General features: G+C 40.7%; 19 protein-coding genes. 5 read left to right on the top strand and 14 right to left on the bottom strand.

The features are described 5' to 3' along the window. Nucleotides 1-264: 264 nt before the first annotated feature. Together ABH960_RS06580 and ABH960_RS06585 are read left to right on the top strand one after the other, a co-directional pair. Entirely contained in the window at nt 265-1,536 is a 1,272-nt protein-coding gene (locus tag ABH960_RS06580; RefSeq protein WP_404443720.1) for a BaiN/RdsA family NAD(P)/FAD-dependent oxidoreductase, read from the top strand. Nucleotides 1,537-1,748: 212 nt separating this feature from the next. Next, a complete protein-coding gene (locus tag ABH960_RS06585) occupies nt 1,749-3,191 on the top strand; it encodes an MDR family MFS transporter (protein WP_404443723.1) in 1,443 nt (480 codons plus the stop codon). A 40-nt stretch (nt 3,192-3,231) separates the two neighbouring features. On the opposite strand, the gene ABH960_RS06590 is transcribed toward ABH960_RS06585, so the two are convergent. Next, nucleotides 3,232-3,555 (bottom strand): ArsR/SmtB family transcription factor, encoded by a 324-nt coding sequence (locus ABH960_RS06590; protein ID WP_113935762.1) that lies wholly within the window; start codon nt 3,553-3,555, stop codon nt 3,232-3,234. Continuing rightward, nucleotides 3,556-3,987, bottom strand: coding sequence for an SRPBCC family protein (locus ABH960_RS06595; protein ID WP_404443726.1), 432 nt, complete (start codon nt 3,985-3,987; stop codon nt 3,556-3,558). A 424-nt stretch (nt 3,988-4,411) separates the two neighbouring features. Here ABH960_RS06595 and ABH960_RS06600 point away from each other — a divergent pair, with 424 nt between their 5' ends. After that, nucleotides 4,412-4,639: a DUF3973 domain-containing protein gene (locus tag ABH960_RS06600; RefSeq protein WP_002129470.1), complete on the top strand. Its 228-nt coding sequence runs from the start codon at nt 4,412-4,414 to the stop codon at nt 4,637-4,639. 34 nt (nt 4,640-4,673) lie between these two features. On the opposite strand, the gene ABH960_RS06605 is transcribed toward ABH960_RS06600, so the two are convergent. Next, nucleotides 4,674-4,856 (bottom strand): sporulation protein Cse60, encoded by a 183-nt coding sequence (locus ABH960_RS06605; RefSeq protein ID WP_000621751.1) that lies wholly within the window; start codon nt 4,854-4,856, stop codon nt 4,674-4,676. 1 nt (nt 4,857) lies between these two features. Next, complete coding sequence (locus tag ABH960_RS06610; protein WP_002089059.1) at nt 4,858-5,094, bottom strand: DUF2553 family protein; 237 nt, start codon at nt 5,092-5,094, stop codon at nt 4,858-4,860. 280 nt (nt 5,095-5,374) lie between these two features. Between ABH960_RS06610 and ABH960_RS06615 the strand changes: the two genes are divergently transcribed. After that, nucleotides 5,375-5,854: a CarD family transcriptional regulator gene (locus ABH960_RS06615; protein ID WP_002089061.1), complete on the top strand. Its 480-nt coding sequence runs from the start codon at nt 5,375-5,377 to the stop codon at nt 5,852-5,854. A 74-nt stretch (nt 5,855-5,928) separates the two neighbouring features. Here the strand turns inward: ABH960_RS06615 and ABH960_RS06620 are convergent, their stop codons facing one another. The 7 genes from ABH960_RS06620 to ABH960_RS06650 all read right to left on the bottom strand — a co-directional run bounded on the left by ABH960_RS06620 (nt 5,929) and on the right by ABH960_RS06650 (nt 10,611). Beyond that, nucleotides 5,929-6,714 (bottom strand): glucose 1-dehydrogenase, encoded by a 786-nt coding sequence (locus tag ABH960_RS06620; RefSeq protein WP_404443733.1) that lies wholly within the window; start codon nt 6,712-6,714, stop codon nt 5,929-5,931. A 12-nt stretch (nt 6,715-6,726) separates the two neighbouring features. Further along, a complete protein-coding gene (gene glcU, locus ABH960_RS06625; protein ID WP_404443736.1) occupies nt 6,727-7,584 on the bottom strand; it encodes a glucose uptake protein GlcU in 858 nt (285 codons plus the stop codon). A 33-nt stretch (nt 7,585-7,617) separates the two neighbouring features. Further along, complete coding sequence (locus ABH960_RS06630; RefSeq protein ID WP_404443739.1) at nt 7,618-8,040, bottom strand: DUF3888 domain-containing protein; 423 nt, start codon at nt 8,038-8,040, stop codon at nt 7,618-7,620. Between the two features lie 99 nt (nt 8,041-8,139). Next, the gene (moaD, locus tag ABH960_RS06635; protein ID WP_000621795.1) at nt 8,140-8,373 is read right to left on the bottom strand and encodes a molybdopterin converting factor subunit 1; all 234 of its coding nucleotides are present in this window, start codon (nt 8,371-8,373) and stop codon (nt 8,140-8,142) included. Nucleotides 8,374-8,375: 2 nt separating this feature from the next. Next, nucleotides 8,376-8,840, bottom strand: coding sequence for a molybdopterin synthase catalytic subunit MoaE (gene moaE / locus ABH960_RS06640; protein ID WP_404443744.1), 465 nt, complete (start codon nt 8,838-8,840; stop codon nt 8,376-8,378). Then, entirely contained in the window at nt 8,837-9,358 is a 522-nt protein-coding gene (mobB, locus tag ABH960_RS06645; RefSeq protein WP_002089067.1) for a molybdopterin-guanine dinucleotide biosynthesis protein B, read from the bottom strand. The genes moaE and mobB overlap by 4 nt, the downstream gene beginning before the upstream one ends. Then, nucleotides 9,322-10,611, bottom strand: a complete 1,290-nt coding sequence (locus ABH960_RS06650) for a molybdopterin molybdotransferase MoeA (RefSeq protein ID WP_002089068.1) — start codon at nt 10,609-10,611, stop codon at nt 9,322-9,324. The genes mobB and ABH960_RS06650 overlap by 37 nt, the downstream gene beginning before the upstream one ends. 83 nt (nt 10,612-10,694) lie before the next feature. On the opposite strand from ABH960_RS06650, the gene moaC reads away from it, so the two are divergent. Further along, nucleotides 10,695-11,180, top strand: a complete 486-nt coding sequence (moaC, locus tag ABH960_RS06655) for a cyclic pyranopterin monophosphate synthase MoaC (protein ID WP_002129484.1) — start codon at nt 10,695-10,697, stop codon at nt 11,178-11,180. A 42-nt stretch (nt 11,181-11,222) separates the two neighbouring features. On the opposite strand, the gene ABH960_RS06660 is transcribed toward moaC, so the two are convergent. The 3 genes from ABH960_RS06660 to ABH960_RS06670 all read right to left on the bottom strand — a co-directional run bounded on the left by ABH960_RS06660 (nt 11,223) and on the right by ABH960_RS06670 (nt 16,273). After that, the gene (locus ABH960_RS06660) at nt 11,223-12,236 is read right to left on the bottom strand and encodes a molybdopterin-synthase adenylyltransferase MoeB (protein WP_201038830.1); all 1,014 of its coding nucleotides are present in this window, start codon (nt 12,234-12,236) and stop codon (nt 11,223-11,225) included. A 16-nt stretch (nt 12,237-12,252) separates the two neighbouring features. Next, nucleotides 12,253-13,266, bottom strand: coding sequence for a GTP 3',8-cyclase MoaA (moaA, locus tag ABH960_RS06665; RefSeq protein ID WP_404443748.1), 1,014 nt, complete (start codon nt 13,264-13,266; stop codon nt 12,253-12,255). 175 nt (nt 13,267-13,441) lie between these two features. Continuing rightward, nucleotides 13,442-16,273, bottom strand: coding sequence for a BclA-related collagen-like exosporium protein (locus ABH960_RS06670; protein WP_404443751.1), 2,832 nt, complete (start codon nt 16,271-16,273; stop codon nt 13,442-13,444). Nucleotides 16,274-16,293: the final 20 nt, after the last annotated feature.

The following is a 16,293-nucleotide window of genomic DNA, read 5'->3' on the forward strand; positions in this document are numbered from 1 at the left end:
ACAATAAAGTAAAACTATAATTAGTGGGAGACTCCCTTCCTACTAATCATTCGAGCATTTACGGACCTTTTTAACTCCCTCTTTACTTCTCATAAATCTTAAGATAGTAGTCTTATTGCCCATAAATAGCAGGATAATGCTGAACTCTAACTTTTGTATTGTACCACAATTCTCCTCTTAAGCAGTACTTCACTCTATTTTTCTTTTAAGGGAAAACATGCTATTCTTTTAGGCAGGAAATGTAGAAAATGAGGTCGATATATTATGCATTATGATGTTATTGTCATCGGTGGCGGTCCTTCAGGGCTAATGGCTGCAATCGGTGCTGCTGAAGAAGGCGCAAGCGTCTTACTTCTTGATAAAGGAAATAAACTAGGACGTAAACTTGCGATTTCTGGTGGTGGTCGTTGTAACGTAACGAACCGTCTACCACTTGATGAAATCGTTAAACATATACCTGGAAATGGTCGCTTCTTATACAGTGCTTTTTCTATTTTCAGTAATGAAGATATTATTACATTCTTCGAAAATCTCGGTGTACAACTGAAAGAAGAGGATCATGGCCGCATGTTCCCCGTATCAAATAAAGCGCAATCTGTTGTAGATGCACTGTTAACACGATTAAAAGACTTAGGTGTGAAAATACGTACGAATACGCCTGTCGAAACGATTGATTATGAAAACGGTCAAACGAAAGCAGTTATTCTACAAACAGGCGAAGTGTTAGAAACGAATCACGTCGTTATCGCTGTTGGCGGAAAATCTGTTCCTCAAACTGGTTCTACTGGAGACGGATACGCTTGGGCTGAAAAAGCTGGGCATACAATTACAGAACTTTTCCCAACAGAAGTACCAATTCTTTCAAACGAACCGTTTATTCGTGACCGCACATTACAAGGTCTTGCTTTACGAGATGTAAACTTAAGTGTATTAAACCCGAAAGGAAAAGTTATCATTTCTCATAAAATGGACATGCTTTTCACTCACTTCGGCCTATCTGGTCCTGCTGCTCTTCGCTGTAGCCAATTCGTTGTGAAAGCGATGAAAAAGTTTAAAACGAACACAGTGCACATGAGTATCGATGCATTGCCAGAAGAAAATAGTGAGCAACTGTTCCAGCGCATGCTGAAACAAATGAAAGAAGATCCGAAAAAAGGAATTAAAAACGTTTTAAAAGGCTATGTTCCTGAACGTTACTTCCTATTCTTATTAGAAAAAAATGAAATTGACGGTAGCGAACAAGCTGGACAAGTTTCTCATGAGAAGATTCGCGCACTTGTGAAAGACTTTAAAGAATTTACCGTCCATGTAAATGGTACGCAGTCAATTGAAAAAGCATTCGTTACTGGCGGAGGTGTATCCGTTAAAGAAATTAACCCGAAAGAAATGGCTTCGAAATTCACGAATGGTTTATACTTCTGCGGAGAAGTTCTTGATATTCACGGTTATACTGGCGGCTATAACATTACATCTGCCCTTGTTACTGGCCGAATTGCCGGAACAACCGCTGGACAAAATTCAAAAATGCAATATTAAAGAAGAAACAGGGACTCCTGTTTCTTTTTTTAGTATGTTGGAATAGCAAAGTAATACACGAAATTATATCGGCGATACTTTAAATATGTCGACCGTTTCTTCAAAAATATCCCTTCCTCCTAACTTCCCATTGCTTTTTTGTTGCTTTATATACCTTAGTACCTTTATATTTTATATTGTTGAATATTCGAAAAAGGGTAAGGGGAAAACAAATGAGAAAAAAAGTCATGATGTCTTTAATGCTAATGACGTTTCTTTCTGCGGTAGAAGGAACGATTGTTAGTACAGCGATCCCTCGTATAACGAGTGATTTGTCAGGCGTCGAACTTGTTAGTTGGGTATATGCAATCTATATGCTTGCAACAGCTGTTTCGACTCCAATATACGGAAAGCTAGCTGATTTATTCGGCCGTAAAAAAGTTCTGCTCATCGGAGCAACAATCTTCTTAATCGGTTCTGCACTTTGCGGAGTCGTTACATCAATGGAACAATTAATCTTCTTCCGTGCTCTTCAAGGTATAGGGGCTGGTGCTGTTATGCCGATCACAATGACGATTATTGGAGACCTATATAGCGAAGCGAAAGACCGCGCGAAAGCACAAGGCTGGATGAGTGCAGTTTGGGGTGTATCTGGTGTTATTGGGCCGTTAGTAGGTGGATTTTTAGTTGATTCTCTTTCTTGGCGCTATATTTTCTTCTTAAACGTTCCTTTTGGAATTATCGCTTGCTTAATGTTTGCCACTTCTTATAAGGAATCTGTTAAGTCCGCCGCTAAGCAACATATCGACTATCTTGGTGCGACAGTTTTCTCATTAAGTACAATTGCTTTACTATACGCATTATTAACAGGTAGCAGTAAGCAAAACTGGGGAGACATTTCAATTATCGGCCTATTAATCTTTGCCGCTGTTTCATTCATTATTTTCTTATACATCGAGAAAAAGTCTCCGGAACCATTAATTCCGCTAGCACTTTTCTCTAACCGTACATTATCTACAATAAACATACTAACACTTATTGCTGGCGCAATGATTATTAGTATTACAGTGTATCTTCCAATTTGGAGCCAAGGTGTTTTAGGAAAAAATGCGACAGAGGCTGGACTCATTTTAATGCCGATTCCTGTTATGTGGACATTCGGTGCTATGTTCTCCGGCAACTTAGTTGGCAAGTTACAAACGAAACAAATTATTTTACTTGGAGCTAGCATTTTATCAGTTGCTACTTTCTTATTATTTACATTATCAACAGATTCACCATCATTCCTTATTTATGTTGCAGTCGGATTATTCGGCTTAGGAATGGGGCTTGTTACACCAATTTACATGGTAACAATTCAAGCAGCTATACCGGCGAATACGCGCGGAACGGCAGTTGGTTTAAATACATTTATTAATACATTTAGTCAAACACTAGGAGCTGCAATCTTCGGAACGATCTTCAATACGATGATTCATGCACGCGGCATTAAAAACCTTGATCTTGTTTCTTCTGGCGGACATGGAGGGGCTACAGCAAACGTAGCAACCGAATCACAATCCGCATTAGCATCAAGTGTACACGTCATTTATATGAGCACTTTCGTATTAGCGGTATTCACATTAATTATCGCTTGGATCCTATTAAAGCCAACTAAACAAACAAGTGAACAATAAAAAGAGGATGACCATTTTGGTCATCCTTTTTGCATAAAATCTACTCTTCATTCTCCACAATATGTTTAAGCATGGACAATTTATTATCCCAAAATCGTTCATAGTACGAGAGCCACTGCTGTAATTCCTCTAATGGTTCTGGATGCAAACGATATATCTTCTCTCTTCCGCTCTTTCTTCCACTCACTAAATTCGCTTCCGAAAGAATATGAAGGTGCTTTACAACAGCAGTACGACTCATCGGAAAATGATCCGTTATTTTTGAAATCGGTAACTCTTTGTCACTTAATAACCGTATTACTTCTCGGCGGGTTGGATCAGCAATTGCTTGAAATACATCATATTTCGCTACTGATGAGGACACTTAGCCTTCGACAACCTTTTTCAGTTTTTCATTTACAATCGCTACCCAGCCGCCGCTCATTCTTTCGTGAATAATAGAGCTCTTCGCATTTGGTTTTGGGAGGATTTCATCAGGATGTTTCCAGCCGCCGTGAATTAACGTAAATTCTGTTTTATTATCTCCTAGGTCTTTCAGATTAAATGAAACGACCCACCCATCTGTATCCCATGAGAAAGATAGATGGTTTGGCTCATCAATTTCTAACACTTTACATGGTGATGGCCCAAATGGCGATTGCACATGAAACTCATGTCCTACCTCTAATTCAAAATCATTTGGCATAAACCATGACGCAATTCCTTCTGCAGTCGATACTACATTCCATACTTTTTGAATAGGCGCGTTAAAAACGATTGTTTGTTTAATATCATTTAATGTATTTTGTTGTTCCATTTTATATCTCCTTTATTCGGCATTAAAATATAACACCTTTTAGTTTCACATCAACAATATAACACCTTTTGGTTTCATGTCAAGAAAGACTCTTTTTCACTGTTGAGAAATTCTCAACATTTTTTCAACAGGACAAACACCCTCTCACCATTCCTTCATAATATACTCACAAAGGCAATGAAAAATAGAAAATTCCCTCAATATGAAACTCTATCACTCCTATTGAGAGAAGCGCCTAACTTATCTCATCTGTACTTCGTCTCTCCTCCTTCCCTCGGGGACAATACGCGAGATATGTAAAAATCAGAAGGAGTATGCCCGCCATTTGGGTAGGTAGTTATTTCTCTTCTCCTCAACATTTCCTTAGGAGCGAAATGACTACCGACCCACTTTTTCAAACAAAAATAAAAAGGAGATGAAAGCTATGTTCTATTGCATTAACTGTTCTGAAATTCACCATGAAAAACACCCGAATGATAAAGTTTTTAAAAACGGTTTTTATATTGATCCATTTTTAGGTGATCGTTATCACCTTGGTATGTGTACAGATGCCCAAAACCATGAAACAGGGGCGCCTCTTTTAGCGACAAAGAAATTAGGCACAACTCAATCTATTATGAACGTATTACCGACACATGTTGTCCCAACATAAAACATAAAAAAGAGCTGGCTCACCCAGCTCTTTTTTATGCTTTATAAACGATCATTGCTGAAAAACAATAAATTTGGTTTTCGTCATCATTAATAGAAACACCGACTTGGTACTTAATATCTACAAAGTTACTATCATCAATTTTTTTCAAAAATACATTTACAGCGTCTTCTAAGTCCTTTTCATGACTTTCATCAAACACTTTCACACGAATCATGTTAACACCATCCTAGATCGCAGCCCTCCGCCGCTTGTTTATTGCCACGGTGCGTATCTATGATGCGATAAAACTTTCCATCTTCATATATATATCCGTCTTCTAACACATATTGTTTATCTTCAGTATAGACATAAAACTTACCTATCATAAACTTACTCGTATATAATTCCAAATAATCTTGCCTAAATTTAGCTACAACTTTATTTGTAATATCAATTCTAATTGTGCGCCCCACCTTCTATCCCTCCCTTGCAAAGAACGGATTTAGGTATATTGTATTAGCGATTTTATATTTTATGCTTAAAAATAAGTGGATATGCTCTCTTTCTGCGCCTGTACTATTTTTCTAAAAAAATTCCCCCTATTTATTCAACTTATAAGAGCAAAAAAACAAACAAAAAAACGACTTTTATATATTGACTACAGCATATCAGATGTGATATTATATAAAATTTGACATTTTTATCCTAGTATGTTATCATTAAAAGTAGTTACCACATACGGAGGTGGATGATTTGTTTCAAATTGGTGATAAAATCGTTTATCCAATGCACGGTGCAGGAATCATCGAAGCAATTGAAGAGAAAGAAATATTAGGCACTACGCGTCAATATTGTGTTATACGCATCATTAGTAAAGATATGCAAGTAATGCTTCCGATGAATCAATTACAAAAATCAGGTATACGTTATATCGTCGATAAAGGTACGTTAGATGGTATACTTCTTGAATTTCATCATGGGGAATCAGACCCCTCACTCTCTTGGAAACAAAGATATACAATGAATATGGAAAAAATGAAGAACGGCAATCTTCAAGATAGTGCAGAAGTTGTTCGTGATTTACTTCGTCGCAATAAAGAAAGAGCATTAAATGCGAGCGAAAAACAAATGCTAGATAATGCGCGTAAAATGGTTATTAGTGAAGTTGCGCTCGTACAGAATGTTTCAGAACATCAAGCAACAGAATTTCTTCAAGATACAATCAATCATTAATTTTAAAAATAGCCGACCGCTATTTTTTTTTGCGTAAAAAAGGCCAGAGAGTTAAATCTCTTTGGCCTTTCATATTACCCACGCCCCGCTTGAAACGATGGGTATAAAGTCATTCCACCATCTGCAAATAACGTAATTCCAGTTACGTAACTTGCCTCTGCTGAAGCGAGCCACGTTGCTACTGCTGCGATTTCTTCAGGTTTTCCAATGTAACCCATTGGAATCATACTTTCTACGTCGTCACGTTTTTTCGGGTCAGCAAATTTTTCAGCATTAATTGGCGTATTAATTGCACCAGGCCCAATATTATTTACCCGAATACCTTTTGGTGCATATTCTAACGCTAACGTTTCTGTCATAAGCTTAATCCCCCCCTTGCTAGCCGCATAATGCACAAATAATGGCCACGGGATTTTCTCATGAACACTAGACATATTAATAACCGAACCTTTAATATCGTGTTCCACAAAATATTTAATCGCTTCACGACTTCCTAAAAAAGCACCTGTTAAATTTGTATGAATTACTTTATTCCAATCCTCTAACGGCATTTCATGCGACGGTACCGCGTTTTCTATCCCTGCATTATTAATCATGACGTCGAGCGTACCAAACTCTTTCACAGCAGATTGAATGAGATTTACAACATCTGCCTCGACCGTCACATCACCTTTTACAGCAATCGCTTCTCCACCTACCTTTTTTATTTCTTCTAATACATCTTTCGCTTCTGACTCTCTTGAGCGGTAGTTAATAACAACTTTCGCCTTCTCTTTAGCAAATCTTACTCCCATGGCTCTTCCAAGACCAGTTGCTGATCCTGTAATAACGACGACTTTCCCTTCTAAATCGCTATACATTTTAATACCTCCTTAACCTTTCGCAATCCCCAGCATAATTCCAGCTGCAATAATAAAAACGATACCAATAACAATCCCAATTAATTGACGCTTCGTTTTCCTTTCACCTAATATAAAAATCCCCCCAAGCGTCGAAATAATAATTCCCATTTGTGAAAGGGCAAAGCTTGTTGCGACCCCAACTCTTGGCTGCGAAATGAATAAAAACATATTTCCAGCTGCCCAAATCAATCCTGGAAGAATATTTCGAATCGCATATTTATTGAATGGATGATGTTTAAATGTGAGTAAAATCCCGCCTAATACCATACCGACCGCTTGTGGTAATAAAGCCGACCAACCGTTCACGTTAAATAACCGGATAACTACTACGTAAACTAAATAACCGACTGTTGAAATTAATAAAATAATAATTCCTTTTTTAAAATTTCCTGCTTGCTCTGCATTCTTCTCTTCTTTACTTTGAAGCGATGTTAAAATAACCCCGATAATAATACAAACGAGCGCCAAAACTCCAAGAACGACCGATATCGTCGTTGACCATTCATGAAACACGATAACCCCAAATAATGTTGTCGCGACTAATTGAAGCCCTGTTGAAATCGGCATCGTTCTAGAAACACCCATTAAATCAATACTTTTTAATTGATTCGCTTGACCAAGTGCCCAAAATAAGCCAGATACAATTCCAACTCCAATAACGGTCGGAGTTAATACCGGCTTCATAAAAATATAAACGACAATTGAGAAGATAAGTGCACCGAACGTTGTACCGAGCGTTTGACTATACGGTCCCCCGCCTAGTTTCACGTTAAATAGCACAATACTCCCCCAAAATATAGCTGGTAAAATCGCTAAAAGTATATCCATCGCTCATTACCTTTCTCTACAAAATGTCATAGGTTATCGCTCTAAATCATTAGAGTGAGCTTTTATTTTTTCGTTTTTTCGTGCACAAATCTTTTCTACAATAGCACCAGAAACATTCTTTTCTCGCTCCACTTTCTTTATCTTTATGTGATCTAAATTGTCTTCCAAAGTAAGTGTAACTTTATCATTCGGCGGATTATGTGCCCCTTGAAATGTAAGAAATTGTATCATAACTTCAAACCTAGGAACAAACTCATCTTTCTTGCCTAGACGCTTTATATTTGTAACTGAGTCACATTCATATTGATCTTCTGTCACTTGCCTTATAACCGAGTAATATCGATTCAGTAACGCACTTTCTAAAAGCTGTTCCGTCGATTCTTTTGCCAAAGAATTGCTTGGAGAAAAGAAAAAAACAGAACATATCATTGCAATCATTACACATATCTTTTTCATAACTTCCTCCTTTTCCTATAAGATAGTGTTCTCCAAAATGCCATAAAAAAACGACTTTCCCTATTTAGGAAAGTCGTTTTTTATAGCATAAATCCAATATTAACCACCACTCACTGGTGGTATTAGTGCAACTACATCACCAGATTGTATCGTATCATCTTCATTCGCGTACTCTTCATTAATCGCAACCATAATTGGCGCTGACACTGGTACATTATATTCTTTCGCAACAATATCTTTTAACTCTGCAACAGTAATATTTTCTTTCTCTATTTGTAATTCACTCGTTCCTGCTTCTTCTTGCAAGTTCGCAAATAACAATACTCGAATCATATTTATAACTCCTTCCCAGGCTCTCCTGCTGGATATGGTGTTTTTTCTAATTGGTCACCAATCCATGAGTCACCATCTTCCCAAAATTCCTTTTTCCAAATTGGAATAATTTGCTTAATACGCTCCATAATATATTCATTCGCTTCATAAGCCTCTTTGCGATGAGGCGTTGATACAGCAACAACAACCGCTATATCAGAAATTTGTAGCGTGCCGATGCGATGCGTAATCGCAACATGTGTACCGGGCCACTTCTCCTTCACTTCTGACCCAATTTTCTGTAGCATCTTTTCTGCCATCGTCTTATAAGCTACATACTCTAAGTATAGTGTACGACGCCCTTTCGTAAACTCCCTAACTGTCCCGATAAATGTTGTAACAGCACCACATTCACGGCGAACTACTTTCTTTGTCACCTCTTCAATCGAGATTTTTGTATCAATTACTTCATAATACGTATTTATCATTTTGCACCCCTAGCCGTTTGTAAAAACCAGTCTATATACAATTTTTCTTCTGTTATATGAAATACTTTATATTCTTCTCGCACATTTGACGAAGCATCATACCACGTAATAACTGCCGCTATATTTTCTACTTTATGTAAAAGTTCAGCATCTTCCGCAGAACGAAGTAACACTACTTTCGGATAGTTCTCAGCTTTATAGCCCTCTATTAAAATCGTATCTACTTCAAAAAATTCGTACAAGCGGATAATTTCTTGCAAGGACCATTCATCTCGCAAAGAGGACAAAGATAGTAATCCAGCACCTTCTACACTACTTACTACAGCACCAGCTTTTCTGTGTCTTTCACTGTCTTTTTGCGCTACTTCAGGAAAGCCCCCGTGACCATGATGTTTAATTGTAGCAACCTTCATTTCTCTTTCAGTTAATGCATGCACCATCTTCTCTACAAGTGTTGTTTTCCCGCTATTTTGATACCCTACTATTTGTAAGATTGAAGAGGCTTTGCCCACGGCCAATCACTTCCCTCAGAGCATTCTAACAATAATACAGACACTTTCATTCCTGCTTCAAATCCTCTCGTTCCTCCAGGCAGCACGATAAAAGCATTTGCATCCGCAAGCGAAGAGACCGCACTCGATTTATCTAAACCGACTGGCATCGCTTGTAGTGCCCCATTAACAATACTCGCTTTCGCTCTTACAAAACGAGTAAACGGATTTGGTTTCGGGAAATCTTTTTGTAAAATAGCATCAGTTCTATATACGTGAGGCTCCTTCGCATGCAAATACGTTTTCATAATTGGATGTACAAATAATTCGAAACCTACATAACAAGCTGACGGATTACCTGATAAACCGAAAAGTAACTTTCCATCAACTTCAGCTACTGTCGTTACACTTCCAGGTCTCATCGCTATTTTATTAAAGAGTACATTCGCCTGTAACCTTGCATAAATAGCCGGTAAGTAGTCGTAATCTCCTACTGAAACACCGCCCGTTGTAATTAAAATATCAACCTCACCCATCGCTGATTTAACGGCTGTAAAACATGCATCTAACTCATCAGCAAGTTGTCCATAGTAACGCACTTTTCCGCCAGCTTTCATAATTTGAGCGGCAATCATGTAAGAGTTACTATTTCTAATTTTTCCTGGTTCTAACGCCTCATGCACTTCTAGTAATTCGCTGCCCGTCGTTACAATACCGACAACAGGCTGTTTTACAACTTTCACAGTGCTATATCCAAACGTCGCTAATAATGCGGCAACACCTGGATTGATTACAAAACCTTTCTTAACGAGGACTTGATTTTGTTTTATATCTTCTCCTTTAAATGACACATTGTCACCGTTTTGGAAAGGACGTTTTAACTTCATATATGTACTTTCGTTCCTCTCGAATCCTTCCGTCAGTTCTAGCATTACGACTGCATTGCAATCTTCTGGAATAGCTGCTCCTGTCATAATACGAACCGCCTGAAAAGCCCCTACTTCTTCTGCAAAAACAGATCCTGCTCCGATCTCTCCTATTACTTCAAATTCAATCGGATGCTCTTGACCCGCTTCCTTCGTGTCTTCTGCTCGAATTGCGAAACCATCGTAAGGAGAACGATCAAAGTGAGGAACGTCGTGATCTGAGACAACATCCTCTCCAAGAATCCTCCCGTAACTTTCTGTAATAGAAACTTCTTCTACTTCACCATGCTTAGCATATTTCATAACCCGCTCTACAGCCTCAGCAACTTGAATCGGGATTCGTTTTTCTACCATTGTTTCTCACCTCATATTTGCAAAATATCTAATCTCGATTACACTTTATATATTAAATCGCAATTACTTCAAGGAGGAATTCCATGTCTTCATTCACACATTTCAACGACCAAGGGCGCGCTAAAATGGTTGATATAAGTGACAAAAAAATAACCGTTCGAACAGCAATAGCATGCTCTAGCATTCTTGTTACGAAAGAAATTTTTGATAAAATCTCACGCAATGAAATTGGTAAAGGTGACGTATTAGCCGTCGCACAAATCGCAGGTATTATGGCTGCAAAACGTACTTCTGATATTATCCCAATGTGCCATCCTTTATTATTAAAAGGTGTTGATGTCTCTTTCGATTGGAAACAGTCAGAAGAACAATATCGGCTACTTATTGAAGTAAAAGTTAAAACAGAAGGTAGTACCGGCGTTGAGATGGAAGCTTTAACAGCTGCTTCCGCTACCGCTCTTACTGTATATGACATGTGTAAAGCCGTTGATAAGGGTATGATTATTGGCGAAACGTACTTACTTGAAAAAACGGGCGGAAAAAATGGAGATTATATTAGAAATTCTTAATCCTACCTTTTCCATTTGAACCTAAAGGATTCCCCTTTAGGTTCAACCTATATATCTTGCATATAGTCGTTTCGCAACATTCATATCATTCGTACCATGAATAAACGCCCTGCCATCTGTAAATAAAACGAAACGATATTCTTCCACTGGAAATGATAATAAATACGGCGTTGCTTTTACATCCACACTTTTTTGTAAGCGCTTTTTAATTTCTTTTAAATTAAAACCCTGACGCACACCTGGACGGATTTGAACTGTATTTCGCCCACATAATACTTCTGTTTTCGTTTGTGCTTCAAATGTTAAACTCGGATATGTACGTAACTTTCCACAGGATAAACATGTATCCTTTTTCTGCCTATTCACTTTAAATGCCATCTGCTGATTATTCCAAAGATCAAATGATAGCATCGTTTCACGAAGTGCCTCAAAATCTTCTACTAATATTTTCAAGGCTTCCGTTATTTGATGTGCAACTACTAATTGCACTGCTGGCTGTATAATACCGGCCGTATCACATGTCGCTCCGCTCGCTGGATGCTCCATTAAACATCGAAAACACGGCGTTTTTCCTGGCAAGATTGTATAAGTTACTCCGTAGCTTCCAACGCATCCTCCGTATATCCACGGAACGTTATACATCTGCGATATATCATTAATAAGAAGGCGCGTTTCAAAATTATCTGTCGCATCTAATATTAAATCTACACCTTTAATTAATTCTTCCATTTCTTGCACCGTTACATCAGTCACAACCGGTACAATTTCTACTTCGGAATTAATTGCCTTTAAATGTTCTGCTGCCGCTATTGCTTTCGGTTTATAATGCTTTGCATCTTCTTCTGTATATAATTGTTGCCTTTGTAAATTACTCCATTCTACATAATCACGATCCGCAATTGTTATTTTTCCAACACCTGCTCTAACAATTGCTTCTGCATTCGCTGCTCCGAGTGCACCAGCACCGATAACGAGCACATGCTTCCCTCTTATTTTCCGTTGCCCTTCTTCCCCAACACCAGAAAATAACATTTGTCTTGAATATCGCTCTTGCATACGACATCCCCCTTTCTTATCCTCCTATATAAGACATTTCAATTTTCGGACGATTTTTCGCACTTTCTTCTGTCCGTTCATCTGAATATCGATCTTTTCTATTCTCCCATACATATTGTATAGCTTTTAATAACTCATTATCCGAAAGGTTCTCCCTCAGAAGTTTCCTTAAATCCATTCCTTCTGTCGCAAACAAGCAAGTATAAAACTTTCCATCTGCCGAAATTCTTGCTCTCGTACAAGAAGAACAAAATGACTCAGAAACAGAGGTAATAAAACCAACCTCTACATTCGTTCCAACGTATCGATACCGCTTCGCAACCTCACCAAAATAATGAGCTTCAGCTGGCTCAATTGGATACACCCCATGAATCATATCAATTAATTCTCGTTTCGTAATAACTTGATCAAAATTCCATCCATTCGTACTGCCAACATCCATAAACTCAATAAACCTAAGCGTGCTTCCTTGTTCTTTAAAATACGCAGCAACCGGAAGTACTTGATGATCATTCATTCCTTTTTTCACAACCATATTTACTTTCACTTCAAGGCCTGCTTCTTTCGCTGCCATAATTCCTTTTAACACTGGCTTCGTATTCATATTCCGGCCATTAATTGCGCGGAACACATTATCATCTATCGCATCCAAACTAACATTTACTCGGTGTAACCCAGCTTCTTTTAACGCCTTCGCTTGCTTCGTTAAATGAATCGCATTTGTCGTTAATCCTATATCTACTAAACCGTCAATTTTCACGAGACGTTCGATAAGTTTTGTTAAGTCCTTACGGAGCAAGGGTTCGCCACCAGTAAGTCTAATTTTCCGTACACCGATGCTAACAAATACTTTTGCTAATCGCTCTATTTCATCAAATGTCAGTAAAAACTCATCTTTCAAAAAAGCATAATCAGGACCAAACACTTCCGCTGGCATACAATACGTACACCGTAAATTACAACGATCAATGACAGAGATGCGTAAATCTTGAAGTGGGCGTCCGAAAAAATCTTTAACCTTCTCCTGCATCGCCACTCTCCCTTTCTGCCAAATTTATACCTCTCTTCATTCTATTATAATATATTTTTGAACCGCGATGTTTTTGCTAAGGTGAATAAAGTGAAACTTTACTAACCAATTAGACTATCTACAAGTAACGAGATAAAAAACCTTGAAACATAAAAGTTCCAAGGTTTTCTGTTTATTAACTTAATCTAATAATAGTTAGAGTAGCTCCTGGCGTTGTTGTAGATAATGTAGCTATTGCAACTAATCCAAATAACTGCAGACTAATAGCAGCTCCAGCAGGCAAGTTAGCAATTATTGGTGCACTAAATGAACCAGTAGCCACTGTCGGGGAGTTTATCGTTCCCGCAAGCGGACTGCCATTTACGGTTATACGAGAACTGACAAGTAATCCTGCCGTTAAATTAATTGTATAGGCTATATAATAATTCCCTGCATTCGCAACTGTAAATACAGTATTTCCACCACTAACGGTTATTCCTGGTCCAATATTTTGATTGTTCGGTAATGAGATATTCGTACCGCCTAATAAAACCGAAATAGCGGTTCCTGATGTATTATTCGCAAATGCATACGTTGCAGTTGTACTAACTCCAGTCACCCCGGTCGCTCCTGTTGCTCCTGTTGCTCCTGTTGGACCCGTGCCTCCCGTTGGACCTTGAATTCCTTGTGAACCTGTCGCTCCTGTTGCCCCCGTTGGACCTTGAATTCCTTGTGAACCTGTCGCTCCTGTTGCCCCCGTTGGACCTTGAATTCCTTGTGAACCTGTCGCTCCTGTTGCTCCCGTTGGACCTTGAATTCCTTGTGGGCCTTGTGGGCCTGTTGGACCCGTGTCCCCGGTTGGGCCTTGTGGACCTTGTAAACCTTGCACTCCTTGCGGACCGGTTGGACCTATTTCTCCTTGCACACCTTGTATTCCGGTTGGGCCTTGTGGACCAGTCGGACCTTGCACTCCTTGTATCCCTTGAATTCCCTGTGGGCCTTGTGATCCGGTTGCACCTGTTGCCCCTTGTATCCCTTGTGGGCCTTGACCTCCTTGGATTCCTTGAGGACCTGTTGGACCTTGGATTCCTTGCGGGCCTTGAATTCCTTGCGGACCTTGATCTCCCGTTGCTCCCGTTATACCTTGGATCCCTTGTGGACCTTGAACACCTTGCGGACCGGTTGGGCCTATGTCTCCTTGTACTCCTTGTATTCCTTGTGGACCCTGCAGCCCCGTTGCTCCGATTGCACCAGTTACTCCAGTTGCTCCGGTCACACCCGTCACCCCTGTTGCTCCCGTATCTCCTACTCCTCCCGTTACACCTGTCGCTCCTGTCGGACCAGGTGGTCCACCGGATGGACCTGTCACTCCCGTCGGACCTGATGGACCTGTTGGGCCAGTCGGTCCGGCTGGGCCTCCTGATGGACCCGTTACACCTGATGGACCCGTTACTCCAGTTGCCCCTGTAGTCCCTTCCCCTGTCGCCCCAGTTGTACCCGTATCTCCAGTTACTCCTGTCGGACCTTGGATTCCTTGAATTCCTTGTGGGCCTTGCACCCCTTGCGCACCCGTCGGTCCTTGAATTCCTTGGATTCCTTGAACTCCCTGTGGACCCATTGGACCTGTTGCACCTATATCCCCTTGAGTACCTTGCACTCCTTGCGGGCCCTCTGGACCTGTTGCTCCTATATTCCCTTGAACACCTTGAACCCCAGTTGCTCCTTGTGCTCCGGTTGCTCCTGTTATACCTTGAATCCCTTGTATTCCCTGAATGCCTTGTGGACCTTCTGGACCTGTTACTCCTATTGGTCCTTGAATTCCTTGGATTCCTTGTGGGCCCTCTGGACCTGTTGCTCCAGCTGGTCCTGGCACTCCTTGTATTCCTTGCGGACCCTGAAGTCCTTCTGGGCCTTCTGGGCCTGTTGGTCCTATATCACCCATTGGCCCTTGAATTCCTTGGACTCCTTGTGAGCCAGTGTCCCCGGTTGGACCAGGTACCCCTTGTATTCCTTGTGGGCCTTGATCTCCTGTTGCTCCTGTTATACCTTGAGGTCCTATGGCCCCTTGTATACCTTGCGGACCTTGATCCCCTGTTGCCCCCGTTATCCCTTGAATCCCCTGAACCCCTTGGATTCCTTGTTCACCAGTTACTCCTGTCGGACCAGGAATACCTTGAATACCTTGCGGACCTTCTGGACCCGTTGGCCCAATTGGCCCTTGAACCCCTTGGATTCCTTGCAGGCCCTGTGCTCCTGTTTCTCCTGTACTTCCAGTAGGACCTGTATTTCCAGTCACTCCCGCACTTCCAGTTACTCCAGTATTTCCAGTCGCTCCCGTCGCACCTGTACTTCCACTTGGTCCACCTCCTGGCCCTGTCGCACCAGTTGCTCCAGTCGGACCTGGAGGTCCTCCAGATGGGCCAGTTATCCCTGTTGGACCTGTTATTCCAGTCGGACCACTAATCCCCTGACCAGTCGCTCCTGTTGCTCCCGTATTTCCATCCGGTCCTTGTGGGCCTTGTATCCCTTGAGCTCCTTGTATTCCTTGTGAACCTGTTGCACCCGGTACCCCTTGCACTCCTTGAATTCCTTGAGGTCCCTCTGGCCCGGTAGCTCCAATCGGCCCCTGTAATCCCTGTATCCCCTGTATACCTTGTGCCCCAGTCGCTCCGGTTGGACCAATTGGACCTTGTAACCCTTGCACTCCTTGAGGTCCTGTCGCTCCAGTTTCTCCCTGTGGTCCCCTTAATCCTTGTGGTCCCTGCTGTCCTTCTGGTCCTGTTGCACCCATTTGTCCAGCTGGTCCTTGAATCCCTTGCACTCCTTGAGGTCCTGTCGGGCCCATCTCCCCCATCGGACCTTGAAATCCCCTTGGTCCTTGTGGACCAGTCGGGCCTTGTGGACCGGTTGGACCAGTAATCCCAATGCCAGTAAATCCCGTTGGAACGGGGGGAAAAGTAGGTCCAATAAGATTCGGTGAAATTCTGAAATTAGAGTTTAATGAATTTTGTCTATCGCGCTCTTTCACACTTTCACCACCTACACACC

Source organism: Bacillus sp. RC252 (assembly GCF_044909215.1).
GTDB lineage: Bacteria > Bacillota > Bacilli > Bacillales > Bacillaceae_G > Bacillus_A > Bacillus_A mycoides.